Origin of the sequence: Micromonospora sp. NPDC049114, from assembly GCF_040648635.1 — a bacterium.
Lineage (GTDB): Bacteria > Actinomycetota > Actinomycetes > Mycobacteriales > Micromonosporaceae > Micromonospora.
In genome coordinates, this window is the sequence record NZ_JBEZEA010000002.1 from 639,467 (window position 1) to 657,179 (window position 17,713).

Genomic DNA, 17,713 nt, shown 5'->3' on the forward strand with positions numbered 1-17,713 from the left:
CGGTGTCGTCACCCCTTGACGCTGCCGGTCAGGCCGCCGATGAGTTGGCGTTCGGCCACGGCGTAGAAGCCCAGGGCGGGAATCATGGACAGGACGACGTAGGCGAGCACCCGGGCGGTGTCGTCGGCGTACTGGCCCTGGAACGCCTGGACCCCGACGGGGAGCGTCCACCAACTCTGGTCGCTGAAGACGACAAGCGGGAGCATGAAGTTGTTCCAGCTCGTCACGACGGCCAGCACCGAGACGGTGGCCAGGGCGGGACGGGCCATCGGCAGCAGGACCCGCCAGAAGAACCCGAAGGAGCTGCAGCCGTCGAGGACGGCTGCCTCCTCCACCTCGGCGGGGATGGTCCGGAAGAACTGGCGCAGGATGATGATGGTGATCGGCAGCCCGAACGCGGCCTGGGGCAGGATGACACCGAGTGGGTTGTCCAGCAGGCCCAGGCCCCGGAGCAGGACGAACAGCGGCAGGATCGCCACCGCGAACGGAAACATCAGGCCGATCGCGAACAGGGTGACCAGAAACTCGCGGCCCCGGAAGGCGTAGCGGGCGAAGACGAACGCCGCCATCGCCGCAGCGGCGACCACGATGAACGTGCTGCTGACGGCGATGAGCAGGCTGTTGCCGAGCTGTCGCCAGAACACACCGGAGGCGAAGAGGTCGGTGTAGTTCTCCGGCACCCACGGGTCGGGCAGGCCCAGCGGGTTGGTCGACAACTGGCCGTTGTCCTTGAAGCCGCCGATCACACCGAACCAGACCGGCACGACGATGAGCGCGCCGACGCCGATGCAGATGAGGTGCAGGACGAGGCTGCGGGTCCGCTGGGCGCTGCTGGTGGTGGCGGTCATCGCTGGCCTCCCTGGTTGGTGATCGCGCCCGCGGTGTCCCGACGCAGGACGATGCGCTGGTAGAACAGGGCGAAGACGAGGCTCAGCAGGAACATGACGATGCTGATCGCGCTGGCGTAGCCGACCTCGAAGCGGCGGAAGCCGTACTGGTACATCGTGACGGCCATGGTCTCCGAGGTGTGGATCGGGCCACCGCCGGTCAGCACCCACACCATGTCGAACAGTTGGATGGTGCCGATGACCGACAGGAAGATGCTGATGCGGATCGTCGGGCCGAGCAGGGGCAGGGTGACGTGCCGGAACGCCTGCCAGGCGGTGGCGCCGTCGGTGACCGCGGCCTCGGACAGCTCCTTCGGGATGCCCTGACGGGCGGCCAGGAAGAGCATCATGTAGAGGCCGAAGTACTTCCAGGACACCACCAGGAAGACGGCGAACAGCACGGTGTCCGGGTCGGCGAAGACGGCGCCCGCGTCGGCGCCCAGCCAGCGGGAGACCGACTCGCCCAGGCCCCGGTTCGGCGAGAACACCAGGGTGAACAGGACGGCAGTGGTGACCTCGGAGAGCACGTACGGGGCGAAGAAGATCAGCCGGTACACGGCCCGGCCGCGCAGCGGCTGGTTGAGGAGCATGGCCAGGGCCAGCGCCGCGGGCAGCTGCACGGCGAGGGACAGCAGCACGAGCACGAGGCCGCGCCACAGGTCACCCCGGAAGGTCGGATCGCCGAAGGCACGGGTGTAGTTGTCCAGCCCGACGAAGTTCTCGGGCAGCCCGAAGCCGTTCCACTTGTAGAGGCTGGCGTAGCCGGCCACCAGGATGGGCGCGACCACCAGCAGCAGGAACAGCGCCAGGGCGGGCGCCAGGAAGACGGCGAGGACGCCCCCCCGCCCCGGCCGGGGCTGGCGGCCACGCTGTCGCGTGGTGCCCGGCCCCGGTGCCGGCGGATCGGTCGCCGTGTCGCCGCGCCTCGTGTCCGACACGGTCGATGGCCTGGTCATGCCTGCTCCACTCGGGTTCTATCGCCGGCTAGGGATGGATACGGGGTCACGGTCAGACGGTCTTGGCCACCTGCGTGATGTCCTTGAGGATCGCCGCGGGCGCCTTCTTGCCGGCGATGATCTCAGCGACGCTGTCGTTGATCTGCTGCCCGAGCGCGGGCGCGTACGCCTGGTCGAGGTAGAGCTGGAAGCCGGTGTTCTTGGCCAGGGTCTCCGCGACGACCTTGTTGTTGGGGTCGCTGATGGCGTCGGTGGCCTCCTTCACCGTGGGCAGCACCGCGCCGGTCTTCGCGGAACGACGCTGGTTGTCGGCGCTCAGCAGGAACTTCAAAAAGTCGATGGTGGCGGCCGGCGCGTCCTTGCCGACGGCGAAGCCGTTGCCACCGCCGAAGACCTCGGTGGCGGTGCCCTTGCCGCCGTCGACGGCGGGGAACGGGAAGAAGCCCAGCTTGTCGCCGAGGCCCTTCTTGCTGGTGGAGCTGGACGCCTGGACCGCCGGCGCCCACTGCCCCATCAGCTCCATGCCGGCCTTGCCGTTGCCCATGGTGGCGGCCTGCCCGTCGGGCGAGCCGAACTCGGCGCCGAGGAAGCCCTTCTGGAACGGCTGGAGGTCGACGAGTTCCTTGAGTCGCTCACCAGCGGCGGCGAGGTCGGGGGTGTCGAAGTTCTTGTCGTCGACGGCCTTCTGCAGCGCGCCGACGCCGCCGATACGCATGGCGAGGTAGGACCAGTAGAAGTGCGCCGGCCACTTGTCCTTGCCGGCCAGGGCGACCGGGGTGATGCCTGCGGTCTTGAGCTTGCGTACCGCGTCGAGCAGGGCGGCCCAGGTGGCGGGCGGCTCGGTGATGCCGGCACGGGCGAAGTGGTCCTTGTTGTACCAGAACCCGACCATGCCGATGTCGAACGGGATGCCGTAGATCTTGCCGTCGATCGTGTACGGCTGCATGGCGGCGGGCAGGATGCCGCCGACCAGGTCCTTCACGTCGTCGGTGAGGTCCTTGACCAGGCCCGCGTCGACCTGCTGCTTGAGCACGCCGCCGCCCCAGGACTGGAAGAGGTCCGGCGGGTCGCCGGCCTGGGTGGCGGTGGTCAGCTTGGCCTTGAACGCCTCGTTCTCCAGCGGCTGGATGGTGAACGTGACGTTGCTGTGCGCGGTCTTGTACTCGTTGGCCATCGCGGCCCACACCGGCAGCATCGGCTCGGTGTTCTGGATGTGCCACCAGTTGATGGTCTGCGGGGCGTTCGGGTCGCTGGACTTCTCGTCGCCACTGCAGGCGCTCAGCAGGTAGGCGCCGGCGCCGGCGCCGGCGAGGCCGAGCAGCGATCGGCGGGAAAGGTGCGCTGTCATGATCCATCCCTTCGGGGACTCACGGGGTGCTCGGACGCCGGCCGAGCCGGCAAGGGTTCGAACCTGGATCTCCGGAACTTTCATTGCTTCGTCGGTATTACCGATCGATGGCCGGGACGCTACGAGCAGTTCCCCCAGCGGTCAAGACCCCTGTCCTATCGCGATAAGACCGGCTACCGTACGAGGGGCTTCCAGTGATCTGGTCCCTGCAAGTTTCCGGAAGTTTCATAGCCGCACAGAGGAGCCCCCGTGTCGACCGACACCGCTGACGTGGCGACCGCTGCCTGGTCGATCCGCAACCCCGTCCTCGCCGGGTTCCACCCGGATCCGTCGATCCTGCGCGTCGGCGATGACTTCTACCTGGCCACCTCGACCTTCGAGTGGTATCCGGGGGTCCGCGTGCACCACTCGCGCGACCTCGTGAACTGGCGCCCGTTGGGCGGGATCATCACCGACCGCCGCCTGCTCGACCTTCGGGGCTGCGGCGACTCCAACGGTGTGTGGGCGCCCGACCTGACGTACCACGATGGGGAGTTCCACCTCGTCTACAGCGACGTGGCCAGCTTCGCCAGCGGTTACTGGGATCCGCAGAACTTCCTGATCACCGCACCCGACATCGCCGGCCCCTGGTCGGATCCGGTGAAACTGCACGGGCGCGGCTTCGACGCCGCCCTGTTCCACGACGACGACGGCACCAGCTGGCTGCTGAGCATGAGCGCCGACTGGCGTCCTGGCCGCGACCGCTTCGGCGGCATCGAGATCCAGCAGTACGACCGGGCGGCGCGTCGTCTCGTCGGCCGGCCCCGCATCCTGTTCACCGGCACGCCGGTCGGGGTCACCGAGGGCCCGCACCTCTACCGCCACGACGGCTGGTACTGGCTGATCACCGCCGAGGGCGGCACGAGCTGGGAGCACCAGGTCACCGTGGCGCGCTCGCGGGAGTTGTTCGGTCCGTACGAGGTGGACCCGGACGGTCCGTTGCTCACCTCCGTCGGTCGGCCGGACCTGCCGTTGCAGAAGGCCGGTCACGGCAGCCTGGTCCAGACCCCGGACGGCGGGTGGTACCTGGCCCACCTGGTCGGCCGCCCCTACTCACCGCTGGGCAACTGTGTGCTCGGCCGGGAGACGGCGATCCAGCGGGTCGAGTGGCCCTCGGGCGGTTGGCCCCGGATTCCCGGCGGGGTGCCCGCCGAGGAGGTCGCCGGGCCCGACCTGTCCCCGCATCCGTGGCCCACGGAGCCGGCGACCGACGACTTCGAGGCCGCCGAGCTGGCTTCCTGCTGGTCGACGCTGCGCCGGCCGGCCAGCGCGGACTGGATCGACCTGACGTCGCGCCCCTCGCACCTGCGGGTGCACGGTGGACAGTCACCGGTGGGTCGGCAGGCGCCGAGCCTGGTCGCGCGACGCGTCGGGGCGACGCACTGCTCGCTGGAGACAGTTGTCGAGTTCGACCCGGTCGACCACCGTCAGCTCGCCGGGATCACCGCGTACTACAACACCCTCAACTGGCATCACCTCTACCTGACCCGCGCCGACGACGGCCGTACGGTGCTGGAGCTGCTCAGCTCCGACAACGGGCGGCGCACCCCGTACCCCGAGCTGACCGTCGATGCCAGCGGCGTCGACCGGGTCGGTCTGCGGGCGGTGTTCGACGGGCCCGTGGTGCGCTTCGACTACGACCTCGGCGCGGGCTGGCAGCGGCTGCCGGTCGATCTGGACGCGACGATCCTGTCCGACGAGCACGCCGCCCTGATCATCGACGGGGAGCCGGCGGCGTGGGGCTTCACCGGGGCGTTCGTCGGCCTGTGGGTGCAGGATCTGGGCGGCGACGGGGTGTACGCCGACTTCGACCGGGCCACCTACCGGGAGCACTGACCGCGCGGACGCGGCCCGGCGGGCGCCCGTCCGGTCACCTCGACGTGCTCGTCAGCTCGTCCAGGTGCCGGAGCGCCCGCCGGGCGGCGTCCGGACCGGCGGGCACCAGCGGCAGCCGTACGCCGGCCGTCGGGATGCGACCCTGCGCGTGGAGCACCGACTTGATCACTGTCGGGTTGGGTTCGGCGAACAGCGCCGCGGACAGGCCGGCGAGCCGATGGCCGAGCGCCCGCCCCCGCACCAGGTCCCCGGCCTGCCAGAGCGCGACCAGTTGGACGAAGTCCGCGGGGGCGACCTGGGCCGAGGCCACGATGGCGCCGTGCGCGCCGAGGGCGAGCAGCGGCGAGATGAGCGGGTCCTCGCCACCGAGCACGGCGAAACCGGGCCGGATGTCGGCGAGGAAGTCGACGGTGTCCCCGTCGATCCCTCCGGTGGCGTACTTGATGCCGATGACGCCGGGCAGGCCGGCGAGCTGTCGTAGGTCGTCCGGGCTGAGCTGCTGCCCCGTGCGGTACGGGACGTGGTAGACGACCAGCGGCACCGGGCTGGCCTGGGCGAGGTGGGCGAAGTGGGCGAGCACTCCCGCGCCGCCCGGCCGCAGGAGCGGGGGCACCAGGCTGAGCGCCGCCGTCACCTCGGGCCGGTCGGACAGGGCGCGCAACGCCTCGACGGTGTTGGCGCCGACGAGCAGGTGCGCGCGGCGCGCACGGCAGACCGCGGACAGGACGTCGAGCACCGAGCCGCGCTCGTCGTCGCTGAGGGCGGCCGGCTCTCCCGTCGTGCCGAGAGCGACCACGCCGGCCGCGCCGGCGTCCAGGGCGTCATTCGCGAGGGCCGCCAGGGCGTCGATGGCGACGCCTCCGGCGAGGTCGAACGGGGTGATGAGCGGAACGTACAGGCCGGTCAGGGTCATGCCTCCACTCTCGGTCGACCGACCAGGAAGGTCCAGTTCCGATTGCTCGACCTATCCGTAAGCTGAGCTGATGCTTGATGTCCGCCGCCTGGTCCTGCTGCGGGACCTGGGCCGCCTCGGCACCATCGCCGCGGTCGCCCAGGCGCACGCCTACACGCCGTCGGCCGTCTCGCAGCAGCTGGCCGCCCTGCAACGGGAGGCGGGCACCCGGTTGCTGGAGCGCACCGGACGCCGGGTCAGCCTCACGTCGACCGCCACCGCGCTCGTGCAGCACACCGAGGTCATCCTCGCCGCGCTGGAGGCCGCCGACGCGACAGTGGCGGCCGCCCGAACCGGTCTGCGCGCGAGCGTACGCATCGGGGCCTTCCCCAGCGCCGTACGCACCCTGCTGCCGGCAGCCCTGGCCACGCTGGCCCGCGAGCATCCCGCGCTCGATCTCATGATCAGTGAGCTGGACCCGGTCGACATGCCGGCCGCCCTGCGGAGCCGACGGCTCGACGTCGCGCTGCTGCACGACTACGACATCGCGCCGACCCCGCCCGATCCGACGGTGGACTCGATCGCGCTGCTGCAGGAGACGGTCTTCCTCGCCGTGCCCCGCACCACCGCCGACGACACCGCCGCCGAGCCGATCAGCGCGGCTCGCGACGCGCAGTGGATCCTCGGCAGTCCCGGCACGCTCTGCCACTCGGTAGCCCTGCACGCCTGCCAGTTGGCCGGCTTCACGCCGGCGGTGCGGCATCACGCCGACGATTTCACCGCAACGCTCGCTCTCGTGGCCGCCGGTCAGGGCGTCGCCCTCATTCCGCAGCTCGCCATCGCGCAGCCCTCCCCGCAGGTCCGGCTGCTGCCGCTGGCCATGCGCCGCCGCACGCGCGTCGCCTACCGCAGGGGCGCGGGCGGCCACCCCGCGGTCCTCGCGTGCGTCTCCGCGCTGCGGGGCGCCGCCACCGCCTTCCGCGATTGATCCCGATAGTCGCCGATCGACAGTTGATCGACGTACCGCTATCTGTTAATACTGTTTCCTGAAGCTCGCGGTGCCCGCCGGGGCCGATCGCCGCGTCGGGCACCGACCGGCCGGCGGCACGCCGCCCCTTCCCCGAGGAACACCATGGTGCGCAAGAGAACAGCCGCCTACGTCGTGGGCACCCTGCTGACCGGCGTCGCGGCGGTCGGCTACGGCCTCCCGTCGGCCAGCGCCGCGACCGCCGGCCCGATCACCGGCCTCGGTGGCAAGTGCGTCGACGTCGCGGGCGCCAATCCGGCCAACGGCACGCCGGTGCAGCTCTACGACTGCAACGGCAGCGCGGCCCAGACGTGGACGGTCGGCAACAGCGACAGCTCGATCCGCGCGCTCGGCAAGTGCCTCGACGTCACCGCCGCGTCGACCGCCAACGGCGCCAAGATCCAGCTGTACGACTGCAACGGCACCGGCGCCCAGAAGTGGAGCGCCGCCAGCGGTGGCGCCCTGATCAACACCGCTTCGGGCAAGTGCCTCGACGTGACCGACCGGAGCACCGCCAACGGCGCCCGACTGCAGATCTGGACCTGCGGCGGCACCACCAACCAGCAGTGGACCCTTCCCGGCGGCGGCACCCCCACCCCCACGCCGACCGCCACGGTCCCGGCCGGCACCAACCTGGACGACCCGGCGAAGAAGGACGTCGCCATGCAGCTCGTCTCGGCGGCGGAGAACTCCTCGCTCGACTGGCGCGCGCAGTTCTCCTACATCGAGGACATCGGCGACGGCCGCGGCTACACCGCGGGCATCATCGGCTTCTGCTCCGGCACCGGAGACATGCTCGAACTGGTCCAGGCGTACACCAACACCAAGCCGGGCAACGTGCTGGCCGGCTACCTGCCGGCGCTGCGCGCCGTCAACGGCACCGCGTCGCACGCCGGCCTCGACCCCAACTTCCCCCGCGACTGGCGCACCGCAGCCAACGACTCGGTGTTCCGCGCCGCGCAGGAAGCCGAGCGGGACCGGGTCTACTTCAACCCGTCGGTCCGCGACGGCAAGAACGACGGGGTACGCGCACTCGGCCAGTTCGCCTACTACGACGCGGCGGTCATGCACGGGTACGAGGGGATGCGCCAGATCCGCAGCCGCGCCCTCGCCCGCGCGAAGCCGCCGGCCCAGGGTGGCGACGAGCGGACCTGGCTCAACGCGTTCCTCGACGAGCGGGTCATCGAGATGCGCAAGGAGGAGGCGCACTCGGACACCTCCCGCGTCGACACCGCCCAGCGGGTGTTCCTCAACAACGGCAACTTCAACCTGAACACGCCACTGACGTTCGCCGTCTACGGCGAGCAGTTCCGCATCGGCTAGTACCCCCACGGCACACGCACCGACGCTCAGGGCGCTGCACCGCGGCGCCCTGAGCCGTGCCCGGGCACGACCCTTGCCTTGACGCTGACGACAAGGTTTAGCGTGGTCACGACGGGCTGGGCGAGGAGGTTCGATGCTGATCGGCGAGCTGGCTGAACGGGCCGGCACGAGCACCCGGACGCTGCGCTACTACGAGGCGCACGGGTTGGTACGCCCGCAGCGCTCGGCCAACGGCTACCGCGTCTACGACGAGGCGGAGCTGCGGGTCGTCCGGGAGATCCGGGCGCTGCTCGACGTCGGCTTCGGCCTCGACGACGTCCGACCGTTCGTCGCCTGCCTGCGCGCCGGCAACGCGTCCGGCGATGTCTGCCCGGACTCCGTGCTGGTGCTGCGGCGCAAGCTCGCCGAGGTCGACGACTACCTCGATCGGCTCACCGCGGTCCGTCAGCAGTTACGCACCCAGCTCACCCACGCCATCGCGCACCGGGAGAAGACATGCCCCAGGAAACGACAGTCCGCCCCCTGACCACCGTCACCGACGCCACGTTCGCCGAGCTGGTGCTGGCCAGTGACCGGCCCGTCGTGGTCGACTTCTGGGCCGAGTGGTGCCCGCCCTGCAAGATGATCGAGAAGAGCCTCGTCGAGCTGGCGCAGGAGTTCGGCGACCGCATGACCATCGCCAAGCTCAACTCCGACGACAACCCGCAGACCACGCGCCGCTACGCGGTCATGTCGCTGCCGACGCTGCTGGTGTTCCGTCGGGGCGAGGTCGTCGGCTCGGTCGTCGGCTCCCGGCCGAAGCTCCACCTGCGGCAGAGCCTGACCCTGCACGCCGGCCTCTGACCGCCGTGCCGGATCACCGGCTCAGCTCTCGACCCAGCCGTGTGATCTGGCGTGGTCGACAAGCGACTGTCGGATCGCGGAGAGCTGGGCCCCGGTCAGCGTCGGCACCCGCTCGATCAGCAACTCCGTCACCTCGTACGTGAACTCGCGCGGCGACAGCACGTCGCACATCCCGTCGTCCTCGCCGGCCAGCCCGGTCCGGCTCGGTGTGACGGTCGGCGCCCGTTCCGGCCGGGAGACCCCGACCGGCTCGATGATCCGCAGGGACGCCACCTTCAGACCGCGCTCACCGGCCTCCACCTCGTACTCGACGCGCATGCCGGGATGCACGAGATGCCGCTGCTCGCCGAAGTCGTTCGCGTGGACGAAGATGTCCTCTCCACCCTTCGACGGCGCGATGAACCCGTAACCACGGGCGTCGTCGAACCGGATGACCTTACCTACCGCACCCACCGCCACCACCCACTCCACCACTGGACCAGGCCCCCGACCCGGCTCGCACACGGTCTGCCAACGGTACCGGAGCACAGTGGGTGGCCCGTGGTGAGCGATCTCGTCCGATCGGACGATCCGAGTCAGTGGTGGCACCGGCCCGGTACGCGGCGACGCCCCGACCGCTGTGACTGATGCGGTCGGGGCGTCGCCAGTCCTGGTCAGTCGTCGTCGCCGGAGTCGTCGTCATCGTCGTCGGACTTGTCGCCCTTGTCGTCCGACCGGTCGCCCTTGTCGTCGTCGTCGACCGGCTCCTGCTCGGCCTTGATCACCGAGCCGTTGTCCCGGTCGACGTCCACCTCGTGCTCGGTGTCGCCGGCGACGATCTCGACGCTCCACACCGGGCGACCGTTCTCCTGCTCGGCCTCGACCTCGACGATCTGGCCGCCACCGGCCCTGGCGAGCGCGATCTCACCGGCGCGCTGCGCGTCGACCGCGCTGCCCGTCGGCGCGGTGCCGGCGGACGGCGTGCCGCTCGACGGCGTACCCGACGGGGTTGCGGCCGACGGCGTGCCGCTGGCTCCCGGCGCGACAGCGGTGGCGCTGTCGTCCGGCGCGTCCGTGCCCGTCGGCGCGATGGTCGCCGCGGCGAGCGCCGTGTCGCCGCCCCGCGTGTCGTTCGCGGCGGCGACGCCCAGCGCGATCCCGGCCACGGCCAGCACCGCCGAACCGCCGACCGTCGCCAGAAGCAGATTGGTGCGCTTCATCGTGGTGTCCACCTCTCCTCGGTTGTCGACTCCGAGGATCGGTCGGATCGCGATAGCACCGCGCTGTCCGGACCCTAAGGCCGGGTTAAGTCCCTCAGCCGCGTCGGTGGAGTTCCGCTTCGAGCCGCTGGACGAGCGTCTTGCGGTCCTTGCCGGCGTGCTCGTTGCGCAGGGCCGTTCTGAGCTGCCGCGTGTCGAGTCCACGGACCAGCTTGCTGGCCTCGGCGACCGACATCTCCGACATCCGGCCGGCGGTGGTGGCGTCCCGACGTGCCTTCTTCGCCGGCCCGGTGTTGGCGACGTACTGCCTGCCGGTGCGGGAGGCCTCCCGCTTCTTGGTGTCGGTCGCGCGCTTCTGGCTCTCCGACATCTCGTCCCAGGCCTTCTTGGGCAGGTAGCGGCTCGTCGTGCCGTCCTTGCGCGCACGGGTGTCGCCCTCTTTGGTCTGCCACTTCTCGTTGCCCCAGCGCTGGAGCGCTTTCTGCCGCTCGTCCTTTTCGCCCAGGAAACCGCCGCCGCGCTTCTTGTACTCCTGGGTGACCAGCTGTGACTTGCGCGCCGACCACTGTCCCGGCCGGCCGCCCTTGTCGGACGCCTTGATCTCTTCCTTGATCTGCTCTCTGAGCTCGGGTTTCGTATACCGCGCCATGGGTGGCAGCTACCCGGCACCGCAGCGGCTATGCCTCTCGACGCGACGTCGGCGGGCCGAGCCGGAGCAGCACCTGCGCCCCGCCCTGCGGACCGGACCGCAGCTCCAGCCGCCCCCCGCCGGCCTGCGCGGCGCGGCGGGCGATGTCCAGGCCGAGCCCGGTCGACCCGGCCGCGCTGGCACCCCGCCGGACCGCGCCCGACGGCATGCCCGGTCCCTCGTCGGCGACGGTGAGCAGCACCTCGCCGTCGCCGCGCGCGAGCCGGACGGTGAAGGGTGTGCCGTCGGGGGTGTGCGCGAAGACGTTGCCGAGCAGGGCGTCCACGGCGGCCGTCAGATCGTCGGCGGGCACCCCGACGGTGAGGGGGCCGGGGGTCAGGTCGAGGTGCACGGCCCGACCGGTGTCCTCGGCCAGCACCGACCAGAACGCCACCCGGTCCGCGACGATCGCCGCGGCATCCGACGCGGCCGTCCCCGTCGTCGGCACGCGACGCCAGCGGGCCTGCTGGATCAGACCGGTGACCGCCCGTTCGAGCCCGTCGGCGGCGGCGGCGATCCGGGCCGCGTCGTCCGGGTCACGCAGCGACTCCGCCTCCAGCCGCAGCGCCGTCAGCGGCGTCCGCAGTCGGTGCGACAGGTCCGCGACCTGCTCGCGCTCCTGCACCAGGAGAACCTGGATCCGGGCCGCCAGGTGGTTGAGAGCACCGGCCACCTCACGCAGCTCCGCCGGGCCGGCGGGCGTGACCCGGGCGTCCAGCTCGGCGTTCGCCAGCCGGTGCGACACGGCGGAGAGGTCGCTGATCGGCCGCACCAGCCTGCGCGCCAGCCGATCGGCGACCGCCAACCCGATCAGCACCAGCACCACACCCAGCAGCGCCAGCACCAGCCAGGCCCGGGTCACCCCGGCGGTCAGCTCCTGCCGCGGCACCACGATGCGGATCACGCCGGTGCCGTCCGCCCGGCCCTGCACGGCGATGACCACCTCCCGGCCGGCCGCCGACTCCCCGGTGAGGCTCTGGCCGCGCGCCGCCAGCGCCACCGCGGGCGTACGGGGTGCCTGGGCGCCGAGCACCGTGCCGTCGGGCAGGAACACGCTCACCTGTCGACCGGACTCCGCGGCGAGTTGCTCGACGGTGAGCCGGATGGTCGACGCGTCGGCGGTGCCGACGACCGGCACGAGGCTCTGCGCGTCGGCGGTGGCCCGCACGGTGGCCCGGTCCTGGGCGACGGTGCGGACCAGCAGCGCCAGCGGCACCAGGAAGGCGACGAGCGTGAGCACGCTGACCGCCGCGACCAGCAGCGCGAGCCGTGCCCTCACGGCGCCTCCAGTCGCACTCCGACGCCGCGCACGGTGTGCAGGTAGCGGGGCTGTTGGGCGCTCTCCCCCAGCTTGCGGCGCAGCCAGGACAGGTGCACGTCGACAGTCTTGTCGGCGCCGCCGTACGGGATCTGCCAGACCTGGGTGAGCAGCTCGCGTTTGGTGACCACCTGGCCGGGCCGGCCGGCCAGGTGGTGCAGCAGGTCGAACTCGCGCGGCGTCAGCTCCATCAGCGTGCCGTCCAGGGTGACCTGCCGGGACCGGGGGTCGATACGCAGCCCGCCCACGACGAGGGACGGGTCCTGCGCGTCGGCGCTGGCGGGGCCACGTCGCAGCACCGCTCGGGCGCGGGCGTCGAGCTGCGCGGCGGTGAACGGCTTGACCACGTAGTCGTCGGCGCCCGCGTCGAGGACCCGGACGATCTCGGTCTCGTCGTCGCGGGCGGTGGCGACGATGACCGGCACCGAGCTGACCGCGCGCAGCATCCGCAGCAGCTCGCGTCCGTCCAGGTCGGGCAGGCCCAGGTCGAGCACGACCAGGTCGGGCTGGTCCTCCAGCGCGTCGCGCAGTCCGGCCATCGCGGTAGAGGCCGCGGCCACCGCATGGCCGCGTTCCCGCAGTGCCCGGATCAGCGGCGTACGGATCGTCAGGTCGTCCTCGATGAGCAGCAGGCGGGCCACAGCAGGCAGGCTAGCCGCTACCGGTGCCGGCGGGACGCACGTTAACCGTGCCTTAGCCTCCGGATGTGCTGCCGACAACCACCGATCGGGGATAGTCGGTGGCATGAGCCGTCGTTCTGTCCTCGTCGCCGCCGGTTGGGTGGCCACGGTCGCCGTGGCGACAGTGATCGGGCTCGGCGCGATCCGGCTGGTCGGCGAGAGCATCACCGGCACCCCGGGCGGGATACGCAGCGAGGCGGAGATCGAACGGGCGCTCGCCTCGCCGGAGCCGGTGCCCACCGGCAGCACGGGCACCGGCCCGGCCGCACCCGGCACCGCGTCACCCGGCCCCGGCACCGCGAGCGCCGCGTCACCGAACCCCGGGGTCCGCCGCAGTTTCGCCACCGGCGGCGGCACGGCCGTGGCCGAGTGCGGCCCCGCCGGCGTACGCCTCGTCTCCTGGGCGCCCGCACAGGGCTATCGGGTGCACGAGGTGGACCGGGGCCCGGACGACGACGTCGAGGTCACGTTCGAGGGTGCGGCCGGCAGGCACGAGTTGAAGGTCCGGTGCATCGGCGCCGAGCCGGTGGCCGTCGCCGACGACTAGCGGGCCCCGCGCCGTGCACCGGGCTGCTTGTCGAACCCCCGGTGGGCGTTCGACAGGCAGCCCGACCCGAAGTCCAGCAGCTGAGCGACGGGCGTGGCCGGCAGGGGATGCCGTGCCGGCCACGTCGTCGCTGTGGTTCAGCTGCTGTACGCCTCCACCTCCCAGAGCGAGTGGCCGTAGCCGGTCCCCCGGGCCGTGCCGTAGATGCGCAGGTAACGGCCGTTGGCGCCGAGGCCGCTGTGCTCGTCCACGCCACCGTCGGCGCCGGTAACCGTCTTCACCGTGGTCCAGGTGGTGCCGTCGTTCGAGGTCTGGATCTGGTACGCGCTGCTGTACGCCGCCTCCCAGCTCAGCTTGACCCGACCGATGGCGGTCGGGCTGCCGAGGTCGACGCGGATCCACTGCGGGTCGGAGAACGTGCTCGACCAGCGGGTGGTGAGACTGCCGTCGACCGCCTGCGCGCCGGTCACGTCGGCCCCCTCGGTGCTGGACGTCGTCGTCGGCTTGTTCAGCAGCAGGTTGCCGCCGGTCGGGCCGCCGGCGCTCCCGTACACCTCGAACTCGTAGAGCGAGTAGCCCCACGCCGTGCCGCGGGTGGTGCCGAGGAGCCGGACGTACCTGCCGGAGCCGGTGAGCCCGGTCAGGTCGTCCACCCCGCCGTCGCCGCCGGTCACCGTCCGGACCGTGGTGAAGGTGACCCCGTCCGTCGAGGTCTGGATCTGGTACCCGCTGCCGTACGCCGCCTCCCAGGTCAGCTTGACCCGGCTGAGGGCGTACGTGGCACCCAGGTCGACGTCGATCCACTGTGGATCGCCGAAGGCGCTGCCCCAGCGGGTGCCGGCCACGCCGTCGAACGCGTTCGCCGCGACGAAGGCGCCCTCGTAGCTGGATGCCCGCGCCGGCTTTCCCTTGGCCAGGTTGGTGCCGGGGTCCGGGTCGGGGTCCGGGTCCGGCCCGGGACCGCCGGGGCTGGTGGAGAGGGTGAACTCGTCGATGTCGAACCACGGCCCGGCACCCTTGAAGACCAGGTACAGGGTGCGGGTGCCGGTCGGCGCGGTGACCCCGCCGGTGACCGTGGCGAAATTGGCGTACCCGCCGGTGGGTGTGACAGTCGCCGAGCCCACCAGCGGCCCGGTGGGCGAGTCGACGCGCAGTTCCAGCGTCCCGCCGCCGCCGGCCGGGGCGCCGACCCGTGCGCTGAACGACTGGATGCCGGTCAGGTTGTAGGGGCGGAACGAGATCCAGTCGTTGTTGTCGACGTAGCCGACCGCCGCGCCGCCGTGCCCGGCCGCCCCGGCGACGATCTGGACACCCGAGGAGTCGCCGAAGTGCTCGGCCTGGCGCACCCGCGGTTGCAGCACGGCCTGGGTGTGCGTGGTCAGCGCCGGTTGGCCGCCGCCGCCCAGATCCGTGTACTCGGCGTCGATGATGCCGAAGATGTTCGCCGCCGTGTCGTGCTCGCCGTCGGCCGAGGTCTGGATGACCCCGGTGCAGCCCTGCACGCTGCCGAGCTGGTGGCCGTGCGAGTCGTGACCGAGGACGTAGTTCACCTTGACCCGGGCGCAGTTGATCGCGCCGTCCTGTGCGTCGGTGACGGTGACGCTGAACGGCACCGCGTCGCCGAAGGTGAAGGTCTGCCCGTTCAACGGGGTGTTGACGGTGACGACCGGGGCGCTGTTGCCGACGGTGACGACCACGCTCGCGGTGGCGGTCTTGCCGGTGGTGTCCCGGACCGTCAGGGTCGGGCTGCGGGTCCCGTTGGTGGTGTACGTGAAGCTCGGGTTCGGCGCGGTCGAGTCGGTGGTGCCGTTGTTGTCGAAGTCCCAGGCGTAGGTGAACGGGTCGCCGTCCGGGTCGAGGGTGCCGGCCGAGGAGAAGGCGACGGTCAGCGGCGCGGTGCCGCTGGTCGGGGTGGCGGTGACCTTCGCGACGGGCGCCCTGCCCTCGCGGGCGTACTCGATGCGGTAGAGCGCCGAGTTGGCGTCGCCGTTGAACCAGCCGGTGCCGTAGTCGAGCACGTAGAGCGCGCCGTCCGGGCCGAATTCCATGTCCATGACCTGCGTGCCGGTCCACGGGAACGGGTTGATCTTCAGTGGCTGGCCGGTCGCGTCGAGCTTGACGTTCTTGATCCAGCGGCGGCCGAACTCACCGGCGAAGAAGGTGCCGTCGTAGTACTGCGGGAACGCCACGGCGGAGGTGTTGTTCGGGTCGTACCGGTAGACCGGTCCGGCCATCGGTGACAGCCCACCGCCGGTGAACTCCGGCGGGGAGCCCGAACCGCCGTATGGCAGCCAGGCCGGGACGGCCGGCGGCAGCTGGGTGATGCCCGTGTTGTTGGGCGAGTTGTTGACCGGCCCACCCGCGCAGTCGAACTTCGGCCCGGACGGCCCGGACGGGAACGTGTAGTCGTTGTAGGCGTCGTTGCGGGCGGTGCAGTACGGCCAGCCGTAGAAACCGGGCCTGTCGATCCGGGCGAACTCCACGTTGCCCGCCGGCCCCCGGTTCGGGTCGGCGGTGCCCGCGTCGGGGCCGTAGTCACCGAGGTAGACAACGCCGGTGGCCTTGTCCACGCTCATCCGGAACGGGTTGCGGAACCCCATCGCGTAGATCTCCGGGCGGGTCCGCGCGGTGCCGGGCGCGAACATGTTGCCGGCCGGGACGGTGTACCCGCCGGCCGCGCCCGGCTTGATGCGCAGCACCTTGCCGCGCAGGTCGTTGCTGTTCGCCGCCGTGCGCTGGGCGTCGAAGGCCGGGTTACGACCGGCCCGCTCGTCGATGGGGGTGAACCCGGCCGAGTCGAACGGGTTGGTGTCGTCGCCGGTGGACAGGTACAGGTTGCCGGCCGCGTCGAAGTCCATGTCGCCGCCGACGTGGCAGCACATGCCCCGGCTGGTGGGCACGTTGAGGATCAGCGTCTCGCTGGCCAGGTTGATGGTGTTGTCCGCGTTCACGGTGAAGCGGGACAACCGGTTGACGCCGTCCCAGACGGCGAAGTCGGCAGGTGTGCCGGTGGCCGGGGCGCCACCGCCGGGTGTGCTCAACGGGGGCGCGTAGTAGGCGTACACCCAGCGGTTGGTGGCGAAGTTCGGGTCGGCCTTGATGCCCTGCAGGCCCTCCTCGTCGCCGGTGTAGACGGCCAGCGTGGCGGCGATCTTGGTGTTGCCGGCCGCGTCGGTGTGCCGGATCACGCCGTCGCGCGAGGTGTGCAGCACGCCCCGGTCGGGCAGGACGGTGAGGCTCATCGGCTCGCCGGTCTCGGCAGCCCCCTTGGCCAGCTCCACCTGCTGGAAGTTGGTGGTGACGGTGGGACCGCAGTCGGCGTCGACCGCCCCGGCCGCGGTCTGGATGCCGCCGAGCAGGTGCTGACGGAAGGCCGAGTCGGTGTACGAGGCGTCGGTGTGGCCGAGGCCGGTGTACCAGGCCCGCCCGCCGGAGTAGTTCTGGCACCAGGAGATCGGGTGGTCGTACCCCATGCTGCCGCCGGTGTAGGTGCTCTCGTCCAGGGTGGCCAGCACGTGCACGTTGCCCCGGGGGTTGGCGCGGTAGTTGTACAGCTCGTCGAACCGGCTCCACCGCTGCGGCAGCGCCCGGGTGGACGGGTGCGCCTGGTCGGCGACCGTGACGGTGGCGGTCTGCTCGGCCGGGTGCGAGGCGAAGTACGCGCCGACGAGCCCGCCGTACCAGGGCCAGTCGTATTCGGTGTCGGAGGCGGAGTGCACGCCCACGTACCCGCCGCCGCCGGTGATGTAGCGCTCGAACGCCGCCTGCTGTGCGGCGTTGAGCACGTCGCCGGTGGTGGACAGCCAGATCACCGCCGCGAACCGGTCCAGGTTGGCGTCGGTGAACTGGGCGGCGTCCTCGGTGGCCTCGACGGTGAACCCGTTGGCGGCGCCGAGCTGCTGGATCGCGGTGATGCCGGGGGTGATGGATCCGTGTCGGAATCCGGCGGTCTTGCTGAAGACCAGCACGGTGAACGGCGCGGCGCTGGCCGCGGGTGGGGTGGCGACGACGCCGCCCACCACGAGGATCGCGCTCAGCGCAGCGCCGAACCACGCTCTCAGGGATCTGCGCACGGGTAGGTCCTTTCGCGGATGCGGGACGACGTGCGCCGATCACGCCGGGTGGTGGTG

16 protein-coding genes are annotated in these 17,713 nt (G+C 71.4%); 6 read left to right on the top strand and 10 right to left on the bottom strand.

Annotated features, from left to right (window positions below):
- Positions 1–8: 8 nt before the first annotated feature.
- The 3 genes from AB0B39_RS10510 to AB0B39_RS10520 are packed head-to-tail and all read right to left on the bottom strand — an operon-like array spanning position 9 to position 3,191.
- Positions 9–848 (bottom strand): carbohydrate ABC transporter permease, encoded by an 840-nt coding sequence (locus AB0B39_RS10510; protein ID WP_357492598.1) that lies wholly within the window; start codon positions 846–848, stop codon positions 9–11.
- Positions 845–1,843, bottom strand: coding sequence for a sugar ABC transporter permease (locus tag AB0B39_RS10515; RefSeq protein ID WP_357492600.1), 999 nt, complete (start codon positions 1,841–1,843; stop codon positions 845–847). The genes AB0B39_RS10510 and AB0B39_RS10515 overlap by 4 nt, the downstream gene beginning before the upstream one ends.
- A 52-nt stretch (positions 1,844–1,895) precedes the next feature.
- Positions 1,896–3,191 (bottom strand): extracellular solute-binding protein, encoded by a 1,296-nt coding sequence (locus AB0B39_RS10520; RefSeq protein ID WP_357492602.1) that lies wholly within the window; start codon positions 3,189–3,191, stop codon positions 1,896–1,898.
- A gap of 249 nt (positions 3,192–3,440) precedes the next feature.
- Here AB0B39_RS10520 and AB0B39_RS10525 point away from each other — a divergent pair, with 249 nt between their 5' ends.
- The gene (locus AB0B39_RS10525; RefSeq protein ID WP_357492604.1) at positions 3,441–5,066 is read left to right on the top strand and encodes a glycoside hydrolase family 43 protein; all 1,626 of its coding nucleotides are present in this window, start codon (positions 3,441–3,443) and stop codon (positions 5,064–5,066) included.
- A gap of 34 nt (positions 5,067–5,100) precedes the next feature.
- Here AB0B39_RS10525 and AB0B39_RS10530 read toward each other — a convergent pair whose 3' ends face one another.
- On the bottom strand, positions 5,101–5,979 hold the full coding sequence (locus AB0B39_RS10530) for a dihydrodipicolinate synthase family protein (RefSeq protein ID WP_357574123.1): 879 nt from the start codon (positions 5,977–5,979) through the stop codon (positions 5,101–5,103).
- Between the two features lie 70 nt (positions 5,980–6,049).
- Here AB0B39_RS10530 and AB0B39_RS10535 point away from each other — a divergent pair, with 70 nt between their 5' ends.
- The 4 genes from AB0B39_RS10535 (at position 6,050) to trxA (ending at position 9,151) form a co-directional block, all read left to right on the top strand.
- Complete coding sequence (locus AB0B39_RS10535; RefSeq protein ID WP_357492608.1) at positions 6,050–6,946, top strand: LysR family transcriptional regulator; 897 nt, start codon at positions 6,050–6,052, stop codon at positions 6,944–6,946.
- Positions 6,947–7,090: 144 nt separating this feature from the next.
- Entirely contained in the window at positions 7,091–8,308 is a 1,218-nt protein-coding gene (locus AB0B39_RS10540; RefSeq protein ID WP_357492610.1) for a chitosanase, read from the top strand.
- A 133-nt stretch (positions 8,309–8,441) separates the two neighbouring features.
- Positions 8,442–8,834 carry a MerR family transcriptional regulator gene (locus tag AB0B39_RS10545; RefSeq protein WP_234582735.1) on the top strand — a complete coding sequence of 131 codons (393 nt, stop codon included), beginning with the start codon at positions 8,442–8,444 and terminating at the stop codon, positions 8,832–8,834.
- Complete coding sequence (trxA, locus tag AB0B39_RS10550; RefSeq protein WP_234582734.1) at positions 8,804–9,151, top strand: thioredoxin; 348 nt, start codon at positions 8,804–8,806, stop codon at positions 9,149–9,151. The genes AB0B39_RS10545 and trxA overlap by 31 nt, the downstream gene beginning before the upstream one ends.
- Before the next feature lie 21 nt (positions 9,152–9,172).
- Here the strand turns inward: trxA and AB0B39_RS10555 are convergent, their stop codons facing one another.
- The 5 genes from AB0B39_RS10555 to AB0B39_RS10575 all read right to left on the bottom strand — a co-directional run bounded on the left by AB0B39_RS10555 (position 9,173) and on the right by AB0B39_RS10575 (position 12,997).
- The gene (locus AB0B39_RS10555; protein WP_234582816.1) at positions 9,173–9,604 is read right to left on the bottom strand and encodes a cold shock domain-containing protein; all 432 of its coding nucleotides are present in this window, start codon (positions 9,602–9,604) and stop codon (positions 9,173–9,175) included.
- 200 nt (positions 9,605–9,804) lie between these two features.
- Positions 9,805–10,350: a PepSY domain-containing protein gene (locus tag AB0B39_RS10560; protein ID WP_357574124.1), complete on the bottom strand. Its 546-nt coding sequence runs from the start codon at positions 10,348–10,350 to the stop codon at positions 9,805–9,807.
- 94 nt (positions 10,351–10,444) lie between these two features.
- Positions 10,445–10,999, bottom strand: a complete 555-nt coding sequence (locus tag AB0B39_RS10565) for a DUF5872 domain-containing protein (RefSeq protein WP_234582732.1) — start codon at positions 10,997–10,999, stop codon at positions 10,445–10,447.
- Between the two features lie 28 nt (positions 11,000–11,027).
- A complete protein-coding gene (locus AB0B39_RS10570) occupies positions 11,028–12,317 on the bottom strand; it encodes a HAMP domain-containing sensor histidine kinase (protein WP_357574125.1) in 1,290 nt (429 codons plus the stop codon).
- Positions 12,314–12,997 (bottom strand): response regulator transcription factor, encoded by a 684-nt coding sequence (locus AB0B39_RS10575; protein WP_357574126.1) that lies wholly within the window; start codon positions 12,995–12,997, stop codon positions 12,314–12,316. Before AB0B39_RS10575 ends, AB0B39_RS10570 begins: the two co-directional genes overlap by 4 nt.
- Positions 12,998–13,100: 103 nt before the next feature.
- Here AB0B39_RS10575 and AB0B39_RS10580 point away from each other — a divergent pair, with 103 nt between their 5' ends.
- Entirely contained in the window at positions 13,101–13,583 is a 483-nt protein-coding gene (locus AB0B39_RS10580) for a septum formation initiator (RefSeq protein ID WP_357492619.1), read from the top strand.
- Positions 13,584–13,720: 137 nt separating this feature from the next.
- Here AB0B39_RS10580 and AB0B39_RS10585 read toward each other — a convergent pair whose 3' ends face one another.
- Positions 13,721–17,656 (bottom strand): ThuA domain-containing protein, encoded by a 3,936-nt coding sequence (locus AB0B39_RS10585; protein WP_357574127.1) that lies wholly within the window; start codon positions 17,654–17,656, stop codon positions 13,721–13,723.
- Between the last annotated feature and the right edge of the window lie 57 nt (positions 17,657–17,713).